The organism is Sphingobacterium sp. JUb20, from assembly GCF_004342035.1.
GTDB lineage: Bacteria > Bacteroidota > Bacteroidia > Sphingobacteriales > Sphingobacteriaceae > Sphingobacterium > Sphingobacterium anhuiense.
Genome location: NZ_SLYV01000007.1, coordinates 46,505 through 66,424 on the forward strand (window position 1 = coordinate 46,505; position 19,920 = coordinate 66,424).

Consider the following 19,920-nt stretch of genomic DNA (forward strand, 5'->3'; position numbering starts at 1 on the left):
AAGTGCGGATCTATAAAAATATTCCCTTAGTAGCTTTTGTAGAAGAAATGAGCCGTTTGGAAGGGTTTACGATAAAGCGATGGGATTGTGTACCCAATTAGTTAGTCACGGTAGCCGTATATTATCAGAGCCCTAAAGAAGAGGTTTATAGTGCTATTAATAATTTTGGGGTGCTTTTGTACGAGGAGAAAGGAATATTTAGTTTTTGCCCTGAAGATCAGAAAAATAAGATCGCAATGATTGAAAGCAGAAAACATGATAAGCAGTTTTAAACAGTTTTTAGACACGGTGATTTACAGGCTTGAAATTAATGAAGTAGTCGAGAGACGAAAATGCCGAGCAACCGGTAAGGTACGGTTTAGCAGTAAAGCGGAATCGACTTTCTTTATTCATTGGCTTAAATAGAGGATTCTCAAATGGTTGGAAAAATCTGCGTGGCGGAAGCTCCGTAATAAGGGATTTGGAACGAAAAGTTCAACTCCACGATATGTATACTTCTGTGAAGGATACCACAGCACAAAAGAGCATCCATATGATTATCAAAAGAAAAATAAAATAGACAATAGGAAATATTTTGATAAATTAGTGTATACTGAGAGTACGGGGGGATTTGAATGAGTGGTAGCTCATTTTTTGGAAATAAGAAATTGGAATGATCGATAAAAAAAATAAAATAGCCTGTTTCGGCGAAGTACTGTGGGACATATTCCCTGGAGGAGATAGAAGAGCTGGGGGAGCCCCCTTTAATGTCGCTTATCACTTGTCTAAAATGGGGGTTGAGGTCAATATGATAAGCAGCGTAGGAGATGACGAATTAGGTCGTGAATTGCTGCAGAAAATCGAAGATTGGAAAATACATTCTACTGGCATACAGGTGAATAGTGCTTATCCTACGAGCACAGTTGTTGCGACTATCGATGAACATAATGATGCACATTATGATATTGTCCGGGAGGTTGCATGGGATTATATTGAAGTGAATGCTATTAATCAAGCAATGGTTAATGAATCGGATGCATTGGTTTTTGGTACACTGGCCACTCGTAATACCCAGTCTAAGAATACATTATTTGAGTTGCTTGAAAATAGTTCTTACAATGTATTTGATATCAATCTGCGAGCACCACACTATGATGTACATGTGATAAAAGATCTGTTGCATAAAACACAGTTAGCAAAATTTAATAAAGCCGAGTTACGTATGATGATTGACTTTATGGGTAAGTCCTATACGACAGAAGAGGATTGTGTAAGTTTCCTACAGGACACTTTCAGGATGAACGAAGTTATTGTATCCAAAGGAAGTAAAGGAGCACTCTATGCTGATCATCATGATTTTTATTCCATATCGACGATCCCTATTGAAGTAAAAGATACTGTTGGTAGTGGAGACTCCTTTTTGGCGGGATTTTTATCAAAAAGGTTTGAAAAAGGAAGTTCAGCAATTGAAATTATGAATCAAGCTGTTTCACTGGGAGCATTTGTTACTGCTCGAGAGGGAGCATGCCCAGATTATTCTAAGGCAGATTTTATTGCTTTTCAAAAAGAATCAGCACATAAAGATTAGAGGTTAAGCTATTATTTTCATGCAGGCCTGTGTTTATTTGGTTCATCAATACAGGCCTGCATGTTTAGTTTATTCTGACCAAACGGCCAGCTCATTGCCATCTGGATCTATAAATTGAAATCGTCTCCCACCAGGGAAGCTGAAGATTTCTTTTGTTATTATACCACCAGCTTTAATTACTTTTTCAAGAGTTGTTTCAAGAGCTTTAGAGTAAAGGATAATTAATATACTTCCCTTTACAGGAGTTCCTAAAGTAAAACCACCATCAATATATTCACCTTCAAATGCAGTGTAGTGAGGTCCATAATCGGTAAAAGTCCAACTGAAACATGCTGTATAAAAATTTTTGATCTGTTGAAGATCTTGAGATAAAAATTCAATATATTGGATCTGTTCGTGCTTGAGTTTTTGTGTAGGTGTATCTTTCATAATTTTTTGATTATAGATACAAATATAATGTACTATACTTATTTAATTCTGAAAAAACGACGATGATTGCACCTCTTCTTAAGTGATCAATAATTCTATGTAATTTACGCGATGATTTTAGAATAAAGAATATTTATAGATCAAGTTAATCTGATTAAGCTTTTATAGAAAGGGACACTTATAAGTTCATTTTAAGAATTCTTTTCGACAGTTTAATATTCTTCAAGATGTCTGTTTAGTATAACTTTTTTTTATTTTAATGGAAACGCCACGAATTGTAAGTGATGGTTTACAAATTGTAAATGCTTCGTGTTTTAGTCTTGTCGATTTTTATTTTTGGCCAATAAATTGTTATCAGTGAAATAGTAATTTGAATACTAGAAATACAACCAAAAATAAGATGGATCGAACCAATTCTAACTCAAGTCAATTTCAGAGCTCGGATAATTTGCCGGAACCGAAACCTAAATCAAATAAAAAAACTATTTTTTGGGTAGTTCTCATCATTGCCTTACTCGCGATAGTATGTTTTATTGCTTTTCAATTTGGAGTTTATAAACAGCGTCAGGAAGTTTATACAGAAGAGATCGCATATCCCGCTGATAGTGTTTTTGTAAATGGATGGGCTAGTCAAGAAGATTATGCATATTGGAAAAATGCGGTTTTTACAATACCTGAATATAACGATATTCCTGTTCCATTTCAAAGAGCTATCATAAAGATTTTTATGGACAATAAGTTCATGCAAAATGAAGATAACAATCAATATTTTTTCACAAAAATTAAAGATCGAGCACCTAAAGTAATTGCATATGGCAATTTTACTGGTCAAGGGGATAAAGAAATGGCTTTTCTACTTGAAAAACAAGATTTTGCCAGTAGTGCCATTTTCATTATAACTGATCAAGGTAATCTCCTGTACTGGAAAGAATTAAGTTCCGAGTTGCCGACCATCAAACGATTTGCAAAAGGCGCACTAATATATTTGAATGATATGAAGCTTGTTCCTGCACCAACTGATGGTATAATAAAGCAAAACAAAAACTCAAAATATGTGCTGATTTATAATCGTGAGACGAAAACCTTTGATGAACATTATCAATATACAGATGAGGATGTTAAAAATTCAAAACACGAAATGGAAGGTGATGAGGAAACAGTAGAAGAGGTCGATACCGCTGTTGTCGAATAGCCACAGTGTTTTAATGTATTTTTATAAAAAGCCATTGTTTGTAAAATGATACTTAACTATATATACTCATCAGTGCACCGAATGAATAAGGTCACAACTGAATCTAGCAATGAATTAAAATCATGTAATAAAGACTCGCAGATCGATTCGATAAAGGCTCATCATAAAGAGGGTCTATTAGATGGTAAATGAAGATGCCTCCAAAATATAGCTTCAGCATATCTTGAAATTAACACGTACTCTATTGAACTTTTATAAAAAATATACAATGAAATTACTTCACTATTATTTTATTGCTACTGTGCTATTGATATGCATTTCTCAAAGTGGAAGTGCGCAAAGCAAAAAAACGAAAAAAACAATAAAAAAGGAGATCCTTAAACCGATTAAGAAACAAATTGAACCACCGGTTGTGGTGGGAAAAATAACTGATTCTATTTTTGCAGAAGTGCCTCCTATGATTGCATCTCCGATAAAAAATAATGATCTAGAAAATGATATCGCTGACAATGCTAAAGCCGCCCGTGAGAAAAAGTCTTATGATAAACCCTTTCAATTTTGGCCATCTATAGATACGGTGATACATGAAGATTATCAGACATATTTGAAAAAGAAAAGATCGGCATTGAAAAACTATAGTACAGGTAAATTTTCGAATATGAATAAACCTATACTGAAGTCAGTAAATGAACTTTGCTACGTCTTAGAGAATAATAAAATGGACACGGTTCGTTATTATGGCGATGGATGGAACGAACGTAAAGTATATGATAGCAATGGCAATCTGACTCATCTTTATGTTATTTTTGAAGATGAGAAGACTAAGCAAGATAGTGCTTATCTCACTACAGAGTACTTTTACAGTGGAGCACAATTAAAACTAAAATTATATTTTTGGTGGGAGACAGGTCAAAAAGAAGCTGAAGAAGAACTGGAATATAATGACGAAGGGGAACTTTGGAAAGTATACTATACTTCTTTAGATAAAAACGGTGATGAAGTGATCGAGGAGGGCAGAGGCTTTCGGACGCTCTATAAGTACGAGGATCATAGACAGATTGAAGAAAATTATGAACGTGTCGAGGATGCTATGAATGAATTTGTCTTAAGTGAAACAATTTATAAAACACTTGGTAATGGCGGAGTGCTTATTGAAAGTAAAAAAGTAGAGTGGCCACAGAAAACTCCATCTATAATTACCAGTTATAAATACGATGCCAAAGGGAACAAAATTTTTTCAGGAGATCAAAACTCTTCTTACACCTATCAATATAATGAACAGGGGGATGTTGTCTCTTCCATTTACAAAACCGCAGATCCTAATTATGGTAGTACAACTACCTATTCTTATACATATGATCAGAACAAGAACTGGGTGATGAGAGAAGAGGTTGTTATTGATAAAGATCAAGAAACGACAACAGAAAAAGTGTTTTTATGGAAGCGCGAGATTTCTTATCATGATTAGAACTAGCTATTAGCCGAGTTCTTTCTGAAGATTTAAAAATTCTTTCTCAAATTTTTTCGCATAGTTATATCCGAATTCATATATCTGATTCACTCTACTTGTGTCAAATGTTTTAAACTGATTGATTTCCTCAGGCTGTATAAATATATCGCAATCGCCAGGAGCTTCAGCCTTAATGTTTGAGGTTGTAATTCGGATAATACGTTCCACAATCTGCTTGTAGTTCAGTCGTCCTTCGGAACGATTGACCGGATTCACATTGATGCCGATACTTTTATTGCATGTTGCTTTAATCTGCTCCACCGGAAAGTTATTTAATATTCCGCCATCACATAAGTAACGGTTATTTTTATAAGCTACCGGCTGAAATACCAGTGGAAAACAGCATGAAGATTTAATAGCAAAAGATAGTGAGCCTTGGTTGAAGATAAGAGACTCCGCATTGGTTAAATCTGTAACAGCAACATATAGGGGCATTTTCAAGCTTTCGAAGCTGTCGTGCGGAATATATTTTTTAATGATTTTTTCAAAAATATCTGCACTGAACAGGCCATCAGTTCTAATGGAGAAGTCGGAATAGGTGAAGAATTTTTCCTGTTTTACCAACTCCAATATCTCTAGCGGAGCGTATCCTTCAGCTATAAACGCACCGACCAAAGCTCCTGCACTCGCTCCTGAAATAGCATGAAGCTGTATGTTCAGTTCCTGAAGATATTGGAGTATGCCCAAATGGGCGATTCCTCTAAAGCCACCACCGGAAAGCGTAATTCCTATTTTGTTATTTACAATCATTTAAATTTTATTGTAAGAATTCCTAATACTAATAAAAAAAGCAACGATCCATATTCACTAACTATTGAATGTAGTCTGTTGTTAGATTTTAAGTAGGTTTTTCCAGGCTGTATTTAATTATTAAATTTCTCTTATCATTGATTTCCACATTTGCCAAGGATATCTTGACATATAAAACTAGCAAATAAAATCATACGATCAAAAAGCTGTTATCATAATGCTTGCTGTTCTACAATAAGACAAGTCTATTTTTTACTTTGCATTGATGTCTGTTATATAAGCCTACGGTTAGTCCGTGATCTTCATTGTACAACGACAAAGATGATGAGCTAAGCGCTATATATTCTATATAAATGGCTATAAAGATTATTATTAAACTGTTATAAGGAGATCACTAAATATTGATAATTATAAATGTGAAGACATGTGATTTGATTTTATTTATCAATGAATCAGTTATTTATATATTTATTTTATGATTTTCCTTAATGAGTATTTGTTAATTACGAATATTTCGTAAGTTTACAAATAAATCGTAAAATTATGAAGAAAATCTTATTAACCACATTCATTTCATTCAGCCTGCTCACTCTTCATGCACAAGAAAAGGCAATTGCTAAAATACATTACATCTTTAAGCATGTTAATGATACCACACAAAAAGACAAACATATACGTGATGAAGTTGCTACTTACCTTGGTAAACAAGCTAGTTATTACACCAGTTATTCTAGTACTAGAATGCAAGAACAGACTTCAAAAATACTATCAGCTCCGGATTTTGATGGTAATTTAGTGATTTCCAGATCGACTAGTGGTATCAAGGAATCTTATCTTTTAGAACCTTCGAAGTCCAAGATGGTAGAAGTAAAACGTGTTGCATCTGATGAGTTTTTATTAGAGACTACTTATCCTAAGCAGGATTGGGATATAGAAGATGAAACCAAAGTAATTGGTGGATATACTTGTCAAAAAGCAACTACAACTTTTGCTGGTCGTCATTACACCGCTTGGTTTACAACAGATATTCCTTTTTCTTTTGGACCTTGGAAATTGCATGGCTTACCAGGACTGATCTTGGCGGTAAGGGATGACAAGAGTGAGGTGGAATTTGAATATTCTGGCTTTGATAAATTAACTGATGATGTACAAGTGAAAATTGGAACTCCTGCAAATGCAATTTTGTCTAAAAAAGATGAAGTAGAGAAATTAGAGCAGGCTTTTAAGGCAAATCCCAGTGCCTATATGCAAACCAGATCTAGCCGCAGATCTACAGGCGCTGGTGTTTTTGTTAGCATTAGTGGCGCGAGTTCATCAGCTCCAGCTATGGATGCTTCAAAAATTAAATCGATGACTATTAAGAATGATGATGATTATAAGCCCTCTTCTGTGATCAATAATCCACTCGAGTTAAAATCGTATTAAAAACCCTAAAATTATTCGAATCGGAATATAATACTTTGGCTTCGTTACGCCTTATTCTTAATTCAACTGCTTTAGACCAAAAAAATGAAAAGAAATCTATTCATCGTATTGATGTTATTAACTGGGATCACTGTTAAGGCTCAAGAAAAGGCAATTGCGAAAGTTCACTACCTCTTTAAACACGTTAATGATACAACACAACGAGATAAATATCGGAGAGATGAAGTCGTAACTTATTTAAGTCCCCAAACAAGCTATTACACAAGTTATTCATCTACTAGAACACAAGAACAATCTGCGCAACAGATGGATGCTCTAAATTTTGATGGTCATGTTATTGTTTCGAAATCCACTAGCGGAATAAGAGAATCTTATCTTTTAGAATCCTCTAAATCCAATATGATTGAAGTGAAACGTGTAGCATCCGATGAGTTCTTGTTGGATGCAGTATATCCTAAACAAGACTGGGATATTCATGATGATACTAAAGTAATAGGCGGATATACTTGTCAAAAAGCGACAACGACTTTTGGCGGTCGACATTACACAACTTGGTTTACAACAGATCTTCCTTTTTCTTTTGGACCATGGAAATTACACGGCTTACCAGGATTAATTTTGGAAGCCAGGGATGATAAAAGTGAAGTTGAGTTCGAGTATTCTGGTTTTGATAAACTTGCTGATAGTGTTCAGATTACGATTGGTGCTCCGGTTGATGTTATTTTATCAGCACCTGAAGAGGTAGAAAAATTGTACAAGGCTTTTAAAACCAATCCAAAGGCGTATATGCAAACAAAATCGGGTGGTTCTTCCTCTGTAAAAAAGAGTGGAGTTTTTGTAACGAGCGACGTGCCATTTTCAACTATCGACCCTAATAAAATTAAATCGATATCTATTAAAAATGATGATAATTATAAACCTTCTTCGGTCACTAATAATCCTTTAGAATTAAAACCATAATATGTTATTAAGATCTCTTACTGTAATATGCTATATACTTTGTAGTGCATGGGTTTTTGGGCAGCAGGTTGCCATTGAAGGGGTATTAGTAGATAAGGCGTCGGGAAAACCGTTAAATTATATCCATGTGGTACTGAAGTCAAGTAACCATAAATTGTTAACCTTTAAAGAAACAAATGAGAATGGGGCTTTTTCTTTAACTACATTGAAAGGTGTGGATGGAGCATATCTCGAGATCAACCACTTAGGGTATCATAAAAAAATAATTCCATTGACAGATCTTCGTACTAAAAAAACGATTGAACTTGAACAGAAAGCTGTTTTATTGGATGATGTTGAAGTCAAAAGTAGACCGAAGATCCGTCGAATCGGGGATACATTATCTTATGATGTTTCGACGTTTGCAAAGGATGAGGATCGTAGCATTGGTGAGGTTTTAAAACGCATGCCGGGTATTGAAGTTGGAGAAAACGGTGCTATCAAGTACCAAGGTAAATCTATTTCTAAGTTTTATATCGATGGAGACGATCTGCTGGATGATCGCTACTCTATCGGCACGAAAACTATTCCACATAAGATGGTAAAGGATATACAGGTACTGACCAACCACGAACATATGAAAGTGTTGAAAAATAAGCGTTTTACAGATAATGTGGCGATAAATCTGGTTATTAAAGACGATGCTAAGCTCAAGTTAACCGGTCAGGCTAAACTGGGAGCGGGAATGCCCAAGCAATATGATGCAGAAGTCAATACGATCTTGTTCAATAAAAAATATAAGGTATTGAATGTGCTGCAGGGAAATAATATAGGTAATGACTTGACTGGTGATTTTACTGGATTTAATCAAAGTTCCGTGTTTGCACAAATGGGGTATTCACCTATAAATAATTTGCTTGCTGTAGGGACTGTTGGTGGTCCTCCTGTAGCAAAATCAAATTATTTTATGAATAATACAGTGGCTTTAAATGCAAATAATCTATTGAATATAAAAAATGGTTTGCAACTGAAGTCGAATGTACAGCTCTTGTATGATAAGAATAATACCACTTTTCAAGGAAAAACAAGCTATTTTTCGGAAGAAGGAGATTTTGTATTTGATGAAAACCAATATACAGAAACAGCGGAATGGCTAGCAGCATTTCGGTTGTCATTGAACAAGAACATGGAAAAGCGTTATATCAATAATACGTTCTCGTTCGAATATGAAAAAGAAGATCGGCGCGCCACAATAGGGAGTAATGGAAATACTATTTTCGGGAATTTGAACCATAAAATTAGAGGCTTTTCTAATCAATTGGAATGGGTTCCTCAACTTAAAAATGGAGATATTGTGCAGATCAATTGGTATATGAATTACGCCAATAAACCACAGACCTTAGCTTTTTCTCCTGGTCTTTTTCCGGATATCTTTGCTTCAGGAATATCATATGAACAAACACTGCAACATGTTGAAGTTCCCACAATTTTTACGAATGGTAGTATCGGATATAGGCTTCCCAAAGGAAAGATCAAACAATACTATACGCTGGGGGCAATGATGGAAGACCAAAAACTCAAATCGGGTATTGATCTCAATAAAGAAGGAATTGTAAAGGCTACAGATGTTGATTCTACGGAGAATAATATGCACTGGAATCGTTCATCGTTTTCTGTCAATGCAGACTATGAATGGAGTATTAATAGACTAGCCACAAAGTTGAGTTTGCCTTTATCATGGCAACACACCAGTTATATTGATGACGGTTTTAGTATCGATAATAGCCAGAATAATCTTTTATTTAATCCTTCATTTTCAGCTCGTTTGCAAGTACACCAAGAGGATGAACTTAGTTTTTCTTATCAGAGAGGCAATACTTTTGGAACTATCGAAAATGTGTATCGAGGTTTACTGATTAGAAATTACCGGACTTTATCGACTAATAGTGGTGGGATCAATGAAAATAGGAGCAATAATTTTGGATTAAACTATAAGTTAGGTAAAACAATAAAACTGCTATTTTTTAATTTTGGATTGGGCTACAACCAATCCATATCAAGTACAATGCTTTCTAATGTAATCAATGAGGAGTCGACTCAAACACAGCTGATCGCCCAAGAAAATGAAGTGAAGTCCTATAGTGCTTCTGCTGGGATTGATAAATACATTTTTGCTTTATCGAGTACGGTGAAAATTGCTGCATCGTGGTCTTTGTCGGACTATAATCAGTTATTTAATGAGGAGATACTTCCATTTCAGAATACAAGTTATACGTTGAGGCCAAATATGGAATTTAAAATATGGAAGCAGTTGAACCTTTCTTATACTGGACAATTATCTTGGGTAAGTACGAAACAAAAGGGTGGATCTGATGAATTAAATAGAAATACATTTAATGCTTCACATCAAATGAGTTTACCGGTAAATCTATTTTCAAGCGTTCATTTGCGTTTAAGTGCTAGAAATACGTATTCCCATCAACCGGGATTGAAAGATTTTAATTATGTTTTCTTTGATACATTTTTACGCTATCGTCACAAGAAGTTGAAAACGGATTTTGAACTAAATTTGACGAATTTGGCAAATGTGAAGAAATTTGAAACCTATTACATATCGGCGAATATGCAGACTCATAATCAGTATGAACTACGAGGCAGGATGGCTGTTTTAAAAGTGGTGTTTAATTTTAAATAATAGTTGATCTAAAGGAAGTTTTACCCTTGACGGTTATTTTTACCCAACCTCGACCGCAGTAAGGTTAAAAGCTGTTGTTCTGAGATCGCTAAGACATCAACATCGATCCAAAGTAAATCTGGTTTTGACCTAAAAAGGTGACCTATTGTATTTAAAGCAGTTAAGTATGTCGTACGTTTAACTTGGTCATATTTTTTTTCGTTCCTAACTTTGATAAAGATTTGATTTTGGGTACGAAAAAAGCCAGATTCAAAACTTTGAATTTCTTCCCAAGGAATAAAAATGGATGTATCAGCGGTGTTATTTAATATACCTTGTTCCTCAATGCTTAATCCTGGTCGGCCATTTTTATGATCGATCCAGAATTTTATCTTGTGAAAATATAAAATATGTAAAGTTATGCATATTAAAAATATTAGTATGGGGGCATAGCTATTGGACGAGGTATAAAAGATGAAAAGTAATAGTACAATAAATGCAATACAAAGGAAAATGCCTGTCATAATATTGCTCTTCTTAAATTGTATATCTACCATAAGGACCTCTTTTAAATATTAAAATTATCTTTTTTATTTGATGCCCAATAAGGTGAAAAACTCCTCCTTTTTGTTTACAGCGATCGCTATTGATTTGCCATTGGTTAATTCGATCATATTTCCGGTAACTGTTTTTACAGCTTCTATGTTGAGGATAAACGACCGCTGAATACGAAAAAATAGTTGCTTATCAAGGATTTCTTCCATGGATTTGAGCGTAGCTTGTGTGGTATATGTTTTTTCGTAAACAACGATTTTTAGATAATCTCCCTGGGATTCAATATACAGGATTTCGTGTAATAATATTTTCACTAATCTTCCTTCTGATTTTATAAATATACGATCAGGTCTTGCTTCTTGTATCTTTGGAGTTTTACCGGCCAATACACTTTCTTTGGCTCTATTTACTGCTTTTAAAAAGCGATCGAATCGAACGGGCTTAACTAAGTAATCTGTTACCCCAGCATCAAAACTATCCAATGCGAAATCACGATGTGCGGTAATAAAAATAATAACAGGTGGATTGACCAAGGCATTTACCAACTCCATACCATTAATTTTCGGCATTTGGATATCGCTAAACATGATGTCAACAGCATTACTTTGTAAATACAGCAATGCTTCGACAGGATCTCCAAAAGAGCCGACAAGCGTAAGGAAGGGTATTTCTTTTACAAATGATTCTATAATTTCTCTACCAAGTGGTTCATCATCGGTGACGATACAGGTGAATTTATCCATGAGTTGCTAAATCTATTTTTAAGTTGACGATAAATTTATTTTGTAAATGCTCCATTTTGAGTTCGTGTTTATTGGGATATAACAATTGAAGTCTCTTTTGTAAATTAGATAGACCGATACCACCAAAGTTTTTTGTCGGGACAAAGTCTTCAACATCATTCTCAAGATGAAAGTAAAAATGATGATCCTTAACTTTTATCGTCAAATATATAAGCTGTTCTTTATTATTTTTGAGACCGTACTTAAAAGCATTTTCAATACATGTAAATGTTAAGAGAGGAGCGATGTATAAACCTAATAATGCACTTTCTTCAGGAAGATCAAATTGGATCTTTTTATCTACCGGGTATCGCATTTTTTCGAGTTCACCATAGTTTTTTATAAATTCCAATTCTTTCTGCAAGGATACTTTTTCCGTGTTAGACTCATAAAGTGTATAACTCATAATGTCCGAAAGACTTACAATCACCTCTGGCGTAGCGGGATCTTTCTTAATTGCAAGACCATAGAGATTATTTAAAGTATTGAATAGAAAATGTGGATTAAGCTGTGCTTTTAAAAAATTCTTTTCAATATTGATATTCTCAATTTCTAATGAAGCTTTTTCGTTTTGAATTTTTAAGGTTTTACTGTATAATTTTGAAATTTCAAATAGAATTTTGACAAAAAAGAAAGGCGATAGAATTGAAATGACAATGAATGCTTGTGAAATCATGCGTTTTACAGATACGGCTTGTATGAACGACTGATCGGCACTCATCTTAATAGCATTCTTTAGTTCTCCATTTTCTATTTCAAAGCCCAGCGCATGGTAGATTAGGGAGAAAAAATAGGTAGTAGCAATCCAGATAAATAACAATATCGGCAAACTAATGACTAGAAGTAAAATGATCTTATTCTTGCTACCGGATAAAATCTTGGGAAGTAACACATAAAAGAACAGATAGAAAACGAGCATATTAACGCTTGTCATCCTAATGGTTAGGATGGTAGCATTAAAAAAAGAGAGTTTATATGCAAGTATGTAGCTCAACAGCAATAAGATCGAAAAAGTGAACCACATGCAGACATGAAGTAAAATTCGACTGGTTTTGCTGTATAAACTATCAAAATCAAATTCAGCTATTTTACTTGTTAAATAACTAGATAAAATTCTCGTATCCTGCGACATGATGTTTGTTTAAATGATCAACCAAATATAGTTTTTTGAACGAGTTATAGGATTACTTTTCATATAAAAAGAGAATTGCTTATGGTGTTTACGATCGCTTATTAGCAGATTCATGATTCACCTATTGCCCTATTTCAGCATATGTTCCACTATAATATTCGTATCAGTGCATTCAATACATTGACCATATTGTGGCCTATTATGGGATAAATCAGATTACCTGTAAATTTCCTTAGCAAGCCAAGACTTAACGAAGATATCAGCGTGAGGTAGATGATGGTTATGATATCAAATTTGAGTTGATGATCTTCCGTTAACACAAGGCCATGTGCAACACTGAATAGCAGGGTCACGATAATAAATCCCCAGCCAAATGAGATGCCTTTGATATTCCATTGGGGAGTAAAAGCTTGATCAAGAAGCCAAAAGCAAATGCCTCTAAAAACTAATTCTTCGGTTAAGCCTGGCATTGTAGCCTGGAAAGCGAATGTCTCAAGATCAAAATGACCTCCTTTAGGGAATAAGATAAATTTGAAAATCAAATCAAAAAGTAAGAATCCAAGGAATATGGATATACCGAATTTCACCTGTTTCTTTGCATTACTTTTCAAGGTGAATCCGATCTGCTCACGATGGGTTTTGCTTACCGAGAAAATGATGGTCAGCGATAAGAATAAACTCAATATTTTACCGATCCATGAAAATTTAAGGCCGATCGAATCAAGGCTAAAATATTGTCTGCTAAAATGTTGGATATAACAATCCGCTAAAAAATAGACGATAAAAAGGATTAAAAATTTTGTATTTACTTTTTTCGTTTTGGCAAAAGCAATAGCCATTAACGGTAGCATCAAAGAGATCCAAATAAGCGGTGTGAATAGTGACATATCTTTTAATTTTTCTTAAAAATATGTGAATGCAGCATTCGATGAAATTTCTACCGATGAAAAGGTGGAATCAGCCGATGGAAGGTGTTTTTTGATCGATAAAGGAATTGCATACAACGCTGATCAATGGTTTAAAGCACGATCAAAAAAGTTAGTAATGGGTAAAATCACTTCATGTCGCATGAAGTGATTTTTAAAATAACCTAACTAGCTCTTCAAAAACTGAAAGTAAAATCCAAAGGGTATGCGTTTAAATGGATTGATCGATCCTTTAATTGCTGTCATTTTACTTGATGTAAGAAAGAATGGATAGGTGAAGTGATCATGTAAAGACTGTTTTTCAATCTTATACGATACGATTATCCAGGTAGGTGAGCTTAATGAATTTGCAATTCTGCTTTATACTCAAAAATTTCAATAATCTGTTGAGCCACATCCTGACCAAGGATATCTGTCACCATATATAAGGCTGCATCTATACCTGCTGTGATGCCTGCAGTAGTTAATAAGTCACCCTGATCAATATATCGAGGCCCTGTTACAACTTGACTGTCCGGATTTAGTTCTTGTAACAGATCTGTCATCATAAAATGACTGGTAATAGATTTTCCATCTAAAAGCTTAGTATTCGAAAGTAATAGCGCACCTGTACAAATACTGGCAATTACAGTATCACGTTGTGCCTGAGCTGTAATCCATGCTGTGAATCGGGATTCAAAATGCTCGTCTTTAAATAATTTGATAACTGTTTCAGGAAATGCTCCAGGTACGATAATCAGATCTGCTTGTGGACAATTATCAATTGTATATTTAGGAATAATTTGCATGGTATTGGATTCTGCAAATATAGGCGTAGTATCCAAGGCAACAGTATAACAATTAAAGCTGTTTGGTATTATTATATTTGCTTTTACAAATACATCTAAAGGTCCGTTTAGATCTAATACTTCTACTTGGTCAAAAACAAAAAATGCAATGTTTTTGATGGTTTTATCTTTGTTGATCTCCATTTTTGAAAAGGTATTTATGAATTAATGTTGAAATGTTTTTCGATACTGTATTGCACTAATTTTATAGTATTTATAAAACAGCTTGTTTAAGGAGCTGACCTGATCATAGCCGCATTGAACACTGATAATCGTTAAGGTGTCAGCAGTGTAAGCAAGTAGTTGTTTTGCTTTTTCTAAACGTATTTTTTCGATAAATTGTCCAGGCGGAAAAGAAGTTTCTTTTTTAAAAACCCGTGAAAAATTACGGGGACTCATGTTTACTGCGGATGCTAATTGTTCAAGATTTAATGTTTCTTCAATACGTGCATTAGCATAGTGATAAACTTTTTGAACAAGTTCACTCATATTTTCAACAGCAGGTAATTCTTCAGAAAAAAGTGATTGATCCGAGAGTCGATGTACTCCAAATACCAGATGTTTGGCCACCTGTATGGTTATGTCCCGCCCCACATCTTCTTCAACTAAATGTAATGCCAAGTTGATTCCAGAAGTGATCCCGCCAGAGCTATAGATATTGCCATCCTTTAAAAAAATAGATCGGGCGTCAACATGAATTTCAGGATACATACTTTTAAGCAGGCCTGCATATTTCCAGTGTGTGGTCACTGTTTTATTTTTCAGCAGACCGCTTTTGGCCATTAGAAATGTGCCGACGCAGATCGAAGCTAGGCGATTTACCTGCGGATATATTTGCTTGAGCCATGTATAGACCGTTTCATCAAGATTTTCAAATAAATTGGGGTGCGTGCCCGCAATGATCAAGGTATCTATAGGTGTTGTTATATTGAAAATACTTGCGTCGCATTGGAGCTTGATACCTGAATTTGATGTGACAGTTTCAGATTTTAATGCCGACAGGTAATGAAGCTGATAGGGTGCGCCATAACCTACTTTTTTTAAAATCTCATTGGCCGTATGAAAGACATCAGTAGGTCCTGCTACATCCAATAATTGTACATCTGGTAATATCAAAATGGCAATATTTTTCTTATCCATGTCTCAACGTAATTTGCATATTGATTAGGACAAAGGTACTCGATCGTAACAGGATCATCAATGACAATATGCTGTGTTATCATGCCATTTTTTTGATAATTTATTTAAAGCATCTGGATATACTTGAATGGTTACTTCATTATTTTGATCCGCTCAGGATGTAAATTTTTTAAAATAAAACCTGTTATCAGGTCAATTTTGATGAAAGGAGTATCTGCATGTTGAAGTCTGATGATAATAAAATAGCATGGTAGCATAAGTATGCACCATGCTATTTTATTCTTTCACTGATCTTCTCCACTTTATATATTTGTTGGAAAAGGATCTTCGAATAGGATGTTTTTATCAAACAGATAAAACTCATCTTCTTGGAGTAAGCATTTTTCCAGATCCAGCATTACTTTTTTTTCGTTTATGTCTTGTCCGATAAAGACAAGTTCATTTATCCTGTCGCCCCATTGTTTACTCCAGCGACTTTCAATATAGTCTTTGTTGGCCACATAACTTTCAAACTGTATGCGTTCAAAGTAAGACATGCTGCTCCACCACACGCCAGCTGTTTCTAGGCGTGAAGATCCGCCTGCCTGAGAAAAATTTAAAGCTTCATCCCGACGAGAAGCTAGCCAAAAAAGACCTTTGGCACGTATAATACCTGCGGGATAGTTATGGTTTAAGTAATGCCAAAACCGTTCAGGATGAAAAGGTCTTTGATTTCTGAATACGAACGAACTAATCCCGTATTCTTCAGTTTCAGGAACATGATGCTCCGACTCCAACTCCTTTTGCCATCCCGCCGAAGTCTGGGCTTCATCAAAATCAAACAGGTAGGTGTTTAATATTGCTTTTGGACTTACCTTTCCAAAAACAGAACTGATAATATTTGCTCCTGGATTTAATTTGTGTATCGCAGCCTTTAAAATACCAACTGTTCCAGCATCCACCAAATCTGTTTTATTCAGGATGATGACATTGGCAAATTCGATCTGATCGGTAAGCAGGTTGACAATGGTTCGGTCGTCCCCCTCCATATCCGTTAGATTTCGGTCCTGTAGCAGTTCATTTGTTCCAAAGTCCTTGAAAAAATTAAAGCAGTCCACGACGGTAACCATGGTGTCGATGTAGCTGAAACGAGACAAGTCTATACCATGTTCTTCATCAACATAGGAAAAAGTCTGCGCTACCGGAATAGGTTCACTGATACCCGTACTTTCAATCAATAAATAATCAAATCGTCCTTCATTCGCAAGTTTTTCAACCTCAACCATGAGATCTTCACGGAGCGTACAGCAAATGCAACCGTTGCTCATTTCTACTAATTTTTCTTCTGTACGCGATAGCGTGTTTTGATTTTCAACCAATCGTGCATCGACATTCACTTCGCTCATATCGTTGACGATAACTGCAACTTTTAAGCCCTCTTTGTTCTGCAAAATATGGTTAAGTAAGGTTGTTTTTCCAGCACCAAGGAAACCGCTTAATACGGTGACCGGAAGTTTCTTGCCGATGCTTACATCAGGATTTAATAAGGATGTTTCTGTCTGCATGTAGTTAATTCTTTAGCGTTTTAGATGAGCATTATGAGTAGAAGTATTCAATTGTATAGCCTTGTTAATTTTAACTTAAATCGAGCCTTCAACTATTTTTGTAAACCAGCCAATGATATTTTGATAATGTTGAAAACCATACAAGCGGATGAATTTTTTCGTTTCGGGTTTATCTAGATCATGATAAACAGCAAGTCTCCTGGTTGCAAATTCTTTGGTAAGACTGACCTTGCAATCATTTACCAAACAGGTTTTCCATTGTTCAAATGTTTGAGGTATCATATATAATCTGTTTTCTGAATTGTTATACAGAAACAAATGTAGGAAATAATTATATCAAATGCAATTAAGTTGCATTTGATATAATTATAAAAAGTGAAGAAATAAATCTGGTACAAACCCAATATTATTAAAAAAATGCATGTTGATTCAAATGATCTATTGTTTTAAGTAAGGGGGGCAAATATTGTCGATGGGGCGATACAGGCAAGGTATGTGATGTTTGTTGCTTGCTTGTTTTTATGCTGCTCTTAGAGATGACATGATTTGGTTATTTATAATTAATGCTCTGTTAATATGCGTTCTATTTCTTTGTAAGGAATAGTTAACCGTATTATTTTGAATTTATGCCTCTTATAAAACGCCACGACCTGAAAGAACACTGGAATAAATTTGTTATCGAAGAATGTGAAGAAGCGTTTTATCAGATTTACGAATACTATCACCATTACCTAAGCTATGTCGGCACCAAACGTGGTTTTGCTATTGATATTATTCAAGATGCCATTAACGATGTCTTTCTTTATTTATGGGAAAATAGGATAAAAAGCAGTGCGATACAGAATCAGCATAATTACATTATTACCATATTTTTGCGCCAGCTATTCCGTGGTGACGCAAAAAAATACGAAATGATACCTACCATGGCTACTTTATTAGAAAACTGTGAGGTACCTTCTGTTGAAGATGGATTTATACAGCGTTATACGGAAGATGAGGTCGGTCGCTTTGTAAAAGAAAAAGTAGATGAGCTTGGCGAGAAGCAACGCTTGTTGATTTATCAGAAATTTTACCTTGGATTATCCTATCATGAGATCGCTGTTGCAAATGGTATTTCGATCAATACGGTCTACAACACCATCTATAAATCTGTTGATAAATTACGAAATCTGTTGACTGAAGAACAAGAAACTTTCCTTAAAATAGCCATTGGCGCCCTTTCAACATTTTTTTTATTTTTTTTAGGAAATCAGTAGTGAAAAAAGCTTACTCCATGCTCTATTGATCAAATGAAGAAAAATAAAACATGGAAGAACTGAATCTGAAAGCATTATTAGCAGATGAGAGCTTCATTAACTATTGTAAAGGATACCCTGCTCATGATGTTGCCAAATGGGAGAATTGGCTTCAGGATCGTCCGCAGTATCGTAAAGAAGTTGAAGAACAGAAGCGTATCGTACAGGCGCTGGCTTATCATGCTACCGTTACGACTTCTGAAGATAATTATCTTCGACTTAAGGAGCGGATCGCTAAAAAAAATAAGAAACTGGATCCGGGTTTTCGAATTTCCTCATGGCTAAAGATCGCAGCTTCACTACTGCTCATCTGTTCCATCTCTTACTTGATTTTTCGTCAATCTTTCCTGTCTAAGCCTGATAACAATACGCAAAGTTTAGTGATACCGGGAGAAGATAAAGCCCTATTGACTCTGGCAGATGGTTCTACGATTTCATTAGATGAAGTTGCCGTCGGAACATTGGCCTTAGAAGGCGGTGTCCTTGTGGAGAAAACAAAAAGTGGTCAGCTTATTTACCGTGTTTCCGGATCGGAATCCAATAACAAGAGTGCATCTAATACGATTGCGACACCTAAAGGAGGGCATTACCGGCTCACATTGCCCGATGGTTCTAAGGCTTGGTTGAATGCCGCATCGTCTTTACATTATCCAATACATTTTGAAAATAATGAGCGGAGAGTAAAAATGACCGGTGAGGTGTATTTTGAAATTGCCAAGATGGAAAAGCGTCAGCATGGCCGGATGGAGAGCATCCCTTTTTATGTTGAAACAGCACATCAGGAGATACAGGTTTTGGGTACGCATTTTAATGTGAATTCATATCTCGATGAACCTGGAATAGTAACCACACTGCTTGAGGGAAGTGTGCGTGTAACTTCTTCTTTAAATGGTGAATCGATTCTATTGCGGCCCGGACAGCAGTCTTTCTTAGATAAACACTTTGTTGTGGGAGACGCAGATGTCGAGCAACAGGTATCGTGGACAGCTGGAGATTTTGTTTTTAAAAGTGAGTCGCTAGCAAGTATACTGCGTAAAGTTTCGCGTTGGTACGATGTCGATATCGTATGTCCACCACATTTAGGAAAACTCAAATTTGATGGAATTGTATCCCGTTCTCAACCTTTAACCGCCATTATGGATATGGTTGAAATAACAGGGAAAGCAAAATTGAAATTGACAGAAAGGAGGATTATTGTGACCGACTAATACCATTATAATACTTGATCTGCTT

At 35.3% G+C, this 19,920-nt stretch carries 18 protein-coding genes; 8 read left to right on the forward strand and 10 right to left on the reverse strand.

The window, feature by feature from the left end; all coding sequences use genetic code 11:
- The first annotated feature begins 652 nt into the window (after nt 1-652).
- Complete coding sequence (locus tag EDF66_RS12930) at nt 653-1,567, forward strand: carbohydrate kinase family protein (RefSeq protein ID WP_132843111.1); 915 nt, start codon at nt 653-655, stop codon at nt 1,565-1,567.
- Nucleotides 1,568-1,636: 69 nt separating this feature from the next.
- On the opposite strand, the gene EDF66_RS12935 is transcribed toward EDF66_RS12930, so the two are convergent.
- Nucleotides 1,637-1,996: a VOC family protein gene (locus EDF66_RS12935; RefSeq protein ID WP_021191545.1), complete on the reverse strand. Its 360-nt coding sequence runs from the start codon at nt 1,994-1,996 to the stop codon at nt 1,637-1,639.
- A gap of 400 nt (nt 1,997-2,396) precedes the next feature.
- Here EDF66_RS12935 and EDF66_RS12940 point away from each other — a divergent pair, with 400 nt between their 5' ends.
- Both EDF66_RS12940 and EDF66_RS12945 read left to right on the forward strand, forming a co-directional pair.
- Nucleotides 2,397-3,188, forward strand: a complete 792-nt coding sequence (locus EDF66_RS12940; protein ID WP_132843113.1) for a hypothetical protein — start codon at nt 2,397-2,399, stop codon at nt 3,186-3,188.
- 268 nt (nt 3,189-3,456) lie between these two features.
- Nucleotides 3,457-4,656: a hypothetical protein gene (locus tag EDF66_RS12945; protein ID WP_132843114.1), complete on the forward strand. Its 1,200-nt coding sequence runs from the start codon at nt 3,457-3,459 to the stop codon at nt 4,654-4,656.
- 9 nt (nt 4,657-4,665) lie between these two features.
- On the opposite strand, the gene EDF66_RS12950 is transcribed toward EDF66_RS12945, so the two are convergent.
- Nucleotides 4,666-5,448 (reverse strand): patatin-like phospholipase family protein, encoded by a 783-nt coding sequence (locus EDF66_RS12950; RefSeq protein ID WP_021191549.1) that lies wholly within the window; start codon nt 5,446-5,448, stop codon nt 4,666-4,668.
- Nucleotides 5,449-5,991: 543 nt separating this feature from the next.
- Here EDF66_RS12950 and EDF66_RS12955 point away from each other — a divergent pair.
- From EDF66_RS12955 to EDF66_RS12965, 3 genes are all read left to right on the forward strand, one after another.
- The gene (locus tag EDF66_RS12955) at nt 5,992-6,873 is read left to right on the forward strand and encodes a GLPGLI family protein (protein WP_132843116.1); all 882 of its coding nucleotides are present in this window, start codon (nt 5,992-5,994) and stop codon (nt 6,871-6,873) included.
- Between the two features lie 84 nt (nt 6,874-6,957).
- Entirely contained in the window at nt 6,958-7,833 is an 876-nt protein-coding gene (locus tag EDF66_RS12960; RefSeq protein WP_132843118.1) for a GLPGLI family protein, read from the forward strand.
- A 1-nt stretch (nt 7,834) separates the two neighbouring features.
- Nucleotides 7,835-10,507 carry a carboxypeptidase-like regulatory domain-containing protein gene (locus tag EDF66_RS12965; protein ID WP_132843120.1) on the forward strand — a complete coding sequence of 891 codons (2,673 nt, stop codon included), beginning with the start codon at nt 7,835-7,837 and terminating at the stop codon, nt 10,505-10,507.
- A gap of 20 nt (nt 10,508-10,527) precedes the next feature.
- Here the strand turns inward: EDF66_RS12965 and EDF66_RS12970 are convergent, their stop codons facing one another.
- The 8 genes from EDF66_RS12970 to EDF66_RS13005 all read right to left on the reverse strand — a co-directional run bounded on the left by EDF66_RS12970 (nt 10,528) and on the right by EDF66_RS13005 (nt 17,674).
- Entirely contained in the window at nt 10,528-11,043 is a 516-nt protein-coding gene (locus tag EDF66_RS12970; RefSeq protein WP_132843122.1) for an STM3941 family protein, read from the reverse strand.
- A 33-nt stretch (nt 11,044-11,076) separates the two neighbouring features.
- Entirely contained in the window at nt 11,077-11,784 is a 708-nt protein-coding gene (locus EDF66_RS12975; RefSeq protein ID WP_132843123.1) for a LytR/AlgR family response regulator transcription factor, read from the reverse strand.
- Nucleotides 11,777-12,955 carry a sensor histidine kinase gene (locus EDF66_RS12980; protein ID WP_183915409.1) on the reverse strand — a complete coding sequence of 393 codons (1,179 nt, stop codon included), beginning with the start codon at nt 12,953-12,955 and terminating at the stop codon, nt 11,777-11,779. The genes EDF66_RS12975 and EDF66_RS12980 overlap by 8 nt, the downstream gene beginning before the upstream one ends.
- Before the next feature lie 149 nt (nt 12,956-13,104).
- Complete coding sequence (locus EDF66_RS12985) at nt 13,105-13,842, reverse strand: type II CAAX prenyl endopeptidase Rce1 family protein (RefSeq protein ID WP_132843124.1); 738 nt, start codon at nt 13,840-13,842, stop codon at nt 13,105-13,107.
- A gap of 377 nt (nt 13,843-14,219) precedes the next feature.
- The gene (locus EDF66_RS12990) at nt 14,220-14,852 is read right to left on the reverse strand and encodes a DJ-1/PfpI family protein (protein WP_132843125.1); all 633 of its coding nucleotides are present in this window, start codon (nt 14,850-14,852) and stop codon (nt 14,220-14,222) included.
- 21 nt (nt 14,853-14,873) lie between these two features.
- Nucleotides 14,874-15,848, reverse strand: a complete 975-nt coding sequence (locus tag EDF66_RS12995) for a GlxA family transcriptional regulator (RefSeq protein WP_132843126.1) — start codon at nt 15,846-15,848, stop codon at nt 14,874-14,876.
- A gap of 302 nt (nt 15,849-16,150) precedes the next feature.
- Nucleotides 16,151-17,392 carry a GTP-binding protein gene (locus EDF66_RS13000; RefSeq protein WP_132843128.1) on the reverse strand — a complete coding sequence of 414 codons (1,242 nt, stop codon included), beginning with the start codon at nt 17,390-17,392 and terminating at the stop codon, nt 16,151-16,153.
- A 75-nt stretch (nt 17,393-17,467) separates the two neighbouring features.
- The gene (locus tag EDF66_RS13005; RefSeq protein WP_132843129.1) at nt 17,468-17,674 is read right to left on the reverse strand and encodes a hypothetical protein; all 207 of its coding nucleotides are present in this window, start codon (nt 17,672-17,674) and stop codon (nt 17,468-17,470) included.
- A 344-nt stretch (nt 17,675-18,018) separates the two neighbouring features.
- Between EDF66_RS13005 and EDF66_RS13010 the strand changes: the two genes are divergently transcribed.
- Both EDF66_RS13010 and EDF66_RS13015 read left to right on the forward strand, forming a co-directional pair.
- Nucleotides 18,019-18,648 carry an RNA polymerase sigma factor gene (locus tag EDF66_RS13010; RefSeq protein WP_132843131.1) on the forward strand — a complete coding sequence of 210 codons (630 nt, stop codon included), beginning with the start codon at nt 18,019-18,021 and terminating at the stop codon, nt 18,646-18,648.
- A gap of 50 nt (nt 18,649-18,698) precedes the next feature.
- A complete protein-coding gene (locus EDF66_RS13015) occupies nt 18,699-19,895 on the forward strand; it encodes a FecR family protein (protein ID WP_132843133.1) in 1,197 nt (398 codons plus the stop codon).
- Nucleotides 19,896-19,920 lie beyond the last annotated feature (25 nt).

Excerpts from the sequence above, each read along its gene's own strand:
- EDF66_RS12940 (WP_132843113.1), top strand. The coding sequence starts at position 2,397 with ATGGATCGAACCAATTCTAACTCAAGTCAATTTCAGAGCTCGGATAAT.
- EDF66_RS12995 (WP_132843126.1), bottom strand. The coding sequence starts at position 15,848 with ATGGATAAGAAAAATATTGCCATTTTGATATTACCAGATGTACAATTA.
- EDF66_RS12975 (WP_132843123.1), bottom strand. The coding sequence starts at position 11,784 with ATGGATAAATTCACCTGTATCGTCACCGATGATGAACCACTTGGTAGA.
- EDF66_RS12990 (WP_132843125.1), bottom strand. The coding sequence starts at position 14,852 with ATGGAGATCAACAAAGATAAAACCATCAAAAACATTGCATTTTTTGTT.
- EDF66_RS12950 (WP_021191549.1), bottom strand. The coding sequence starts at position 5,448 with ATGATTGTAAATAACAAAATAGGAATTACGCTTTCCGGTGGTGGCTTT.
- EDF66_RS13000 (WP_132843128.1), bottom strand. The coding sequence starts at position 17,392 with ATGCAGACAGAAACATCCTTATTAAATCCTGATGTAAGCATCGGCAAG.
- EDF66_RS13005 (WP_132843129.1), bottom strand. The coding sequence starts at position 17,674 with ATGATACCTCAAACATTTGAACAATGGAAAACCTGTTTGGTAAATGAT.
- EDF66_RS12980 (WP_183915409.1), bottom strand. The coding sequence starts at position 12,955 with ATGTCGCAGGATACGAGAATTTTATCTAGTTATTTAACAAGTAAAATA.
- EDF66_RS12945 (WP_132843114.1), top strand. The coding sequence starts at position 3,457 with ATGAAATTACTTCACTATTATTTTATTGCTACTGTGCTATTGATATGC.
- EDF66_RS12985 (WP_132843124.1), bottom strand. The coding sequence starts at position 13,842 with ATGTCACTATTCACACCGCTTATTTGGATCTCTTTGATGCTACCGTTA.
- EDF66_RS12935 (WP_021191545.1), bottom strand. The coding sequence starts at position 1,996 with ATGAAAGATACACCTACACAAAAACTCAAGCACGAACAGATCCAATAT.
- EDF66_RS12930 (WP_132843111.1), top strand. The coding sequence starts at position 653 with ATGATCGATAAAAAAAATAAAATAGCCTGTTTCGGCGAAGTACTGTGG.
- EDF66_RS13015 (WP_132843133.1), top strand. The coding sequence starts at position 18,699 with ATGGAAGAACTGAATCTGAAAGCATTATTAGCAGATGAGAGCTTCATT.
- EDF66_RS12970 (WP_132843122.1), bottom strand. The coding sequence starts at position 11,043 with ATGGTAGATATACAATTTAAGAAGAGCAATATTATGACAGGCATTTTC.
- EDF66_RS12955 (WP_132843116.1), top strand. The coding sequence starts at position 5,992 with ATGAAGAAAATCTTATTAACCACATTCATTTCATTCAGCCTGCTCACT.
- EDF66_RS12960 (WP_132843118.1), top strand. The coding sequence starts at position 6,958 with ATGAAAAGAAATCTATTCATCGTATTGATGTTATTAACTGGGATCACT.
- EDF66_RS13010 (WP_132843131.1), top strand. The coding sequence starts at position 18,019 with ATGCCTCTTATAAAACGCCACGACCTGAAAGAACACTGGAATAAATTT.
- EDF66_RS12965 (WP_132843120.1), top strand. The coding sequence starts at position 7,835 with ATGTTATTAAGATCTCTTACTGTAATATGCTATATACTTTGTAGTGCA.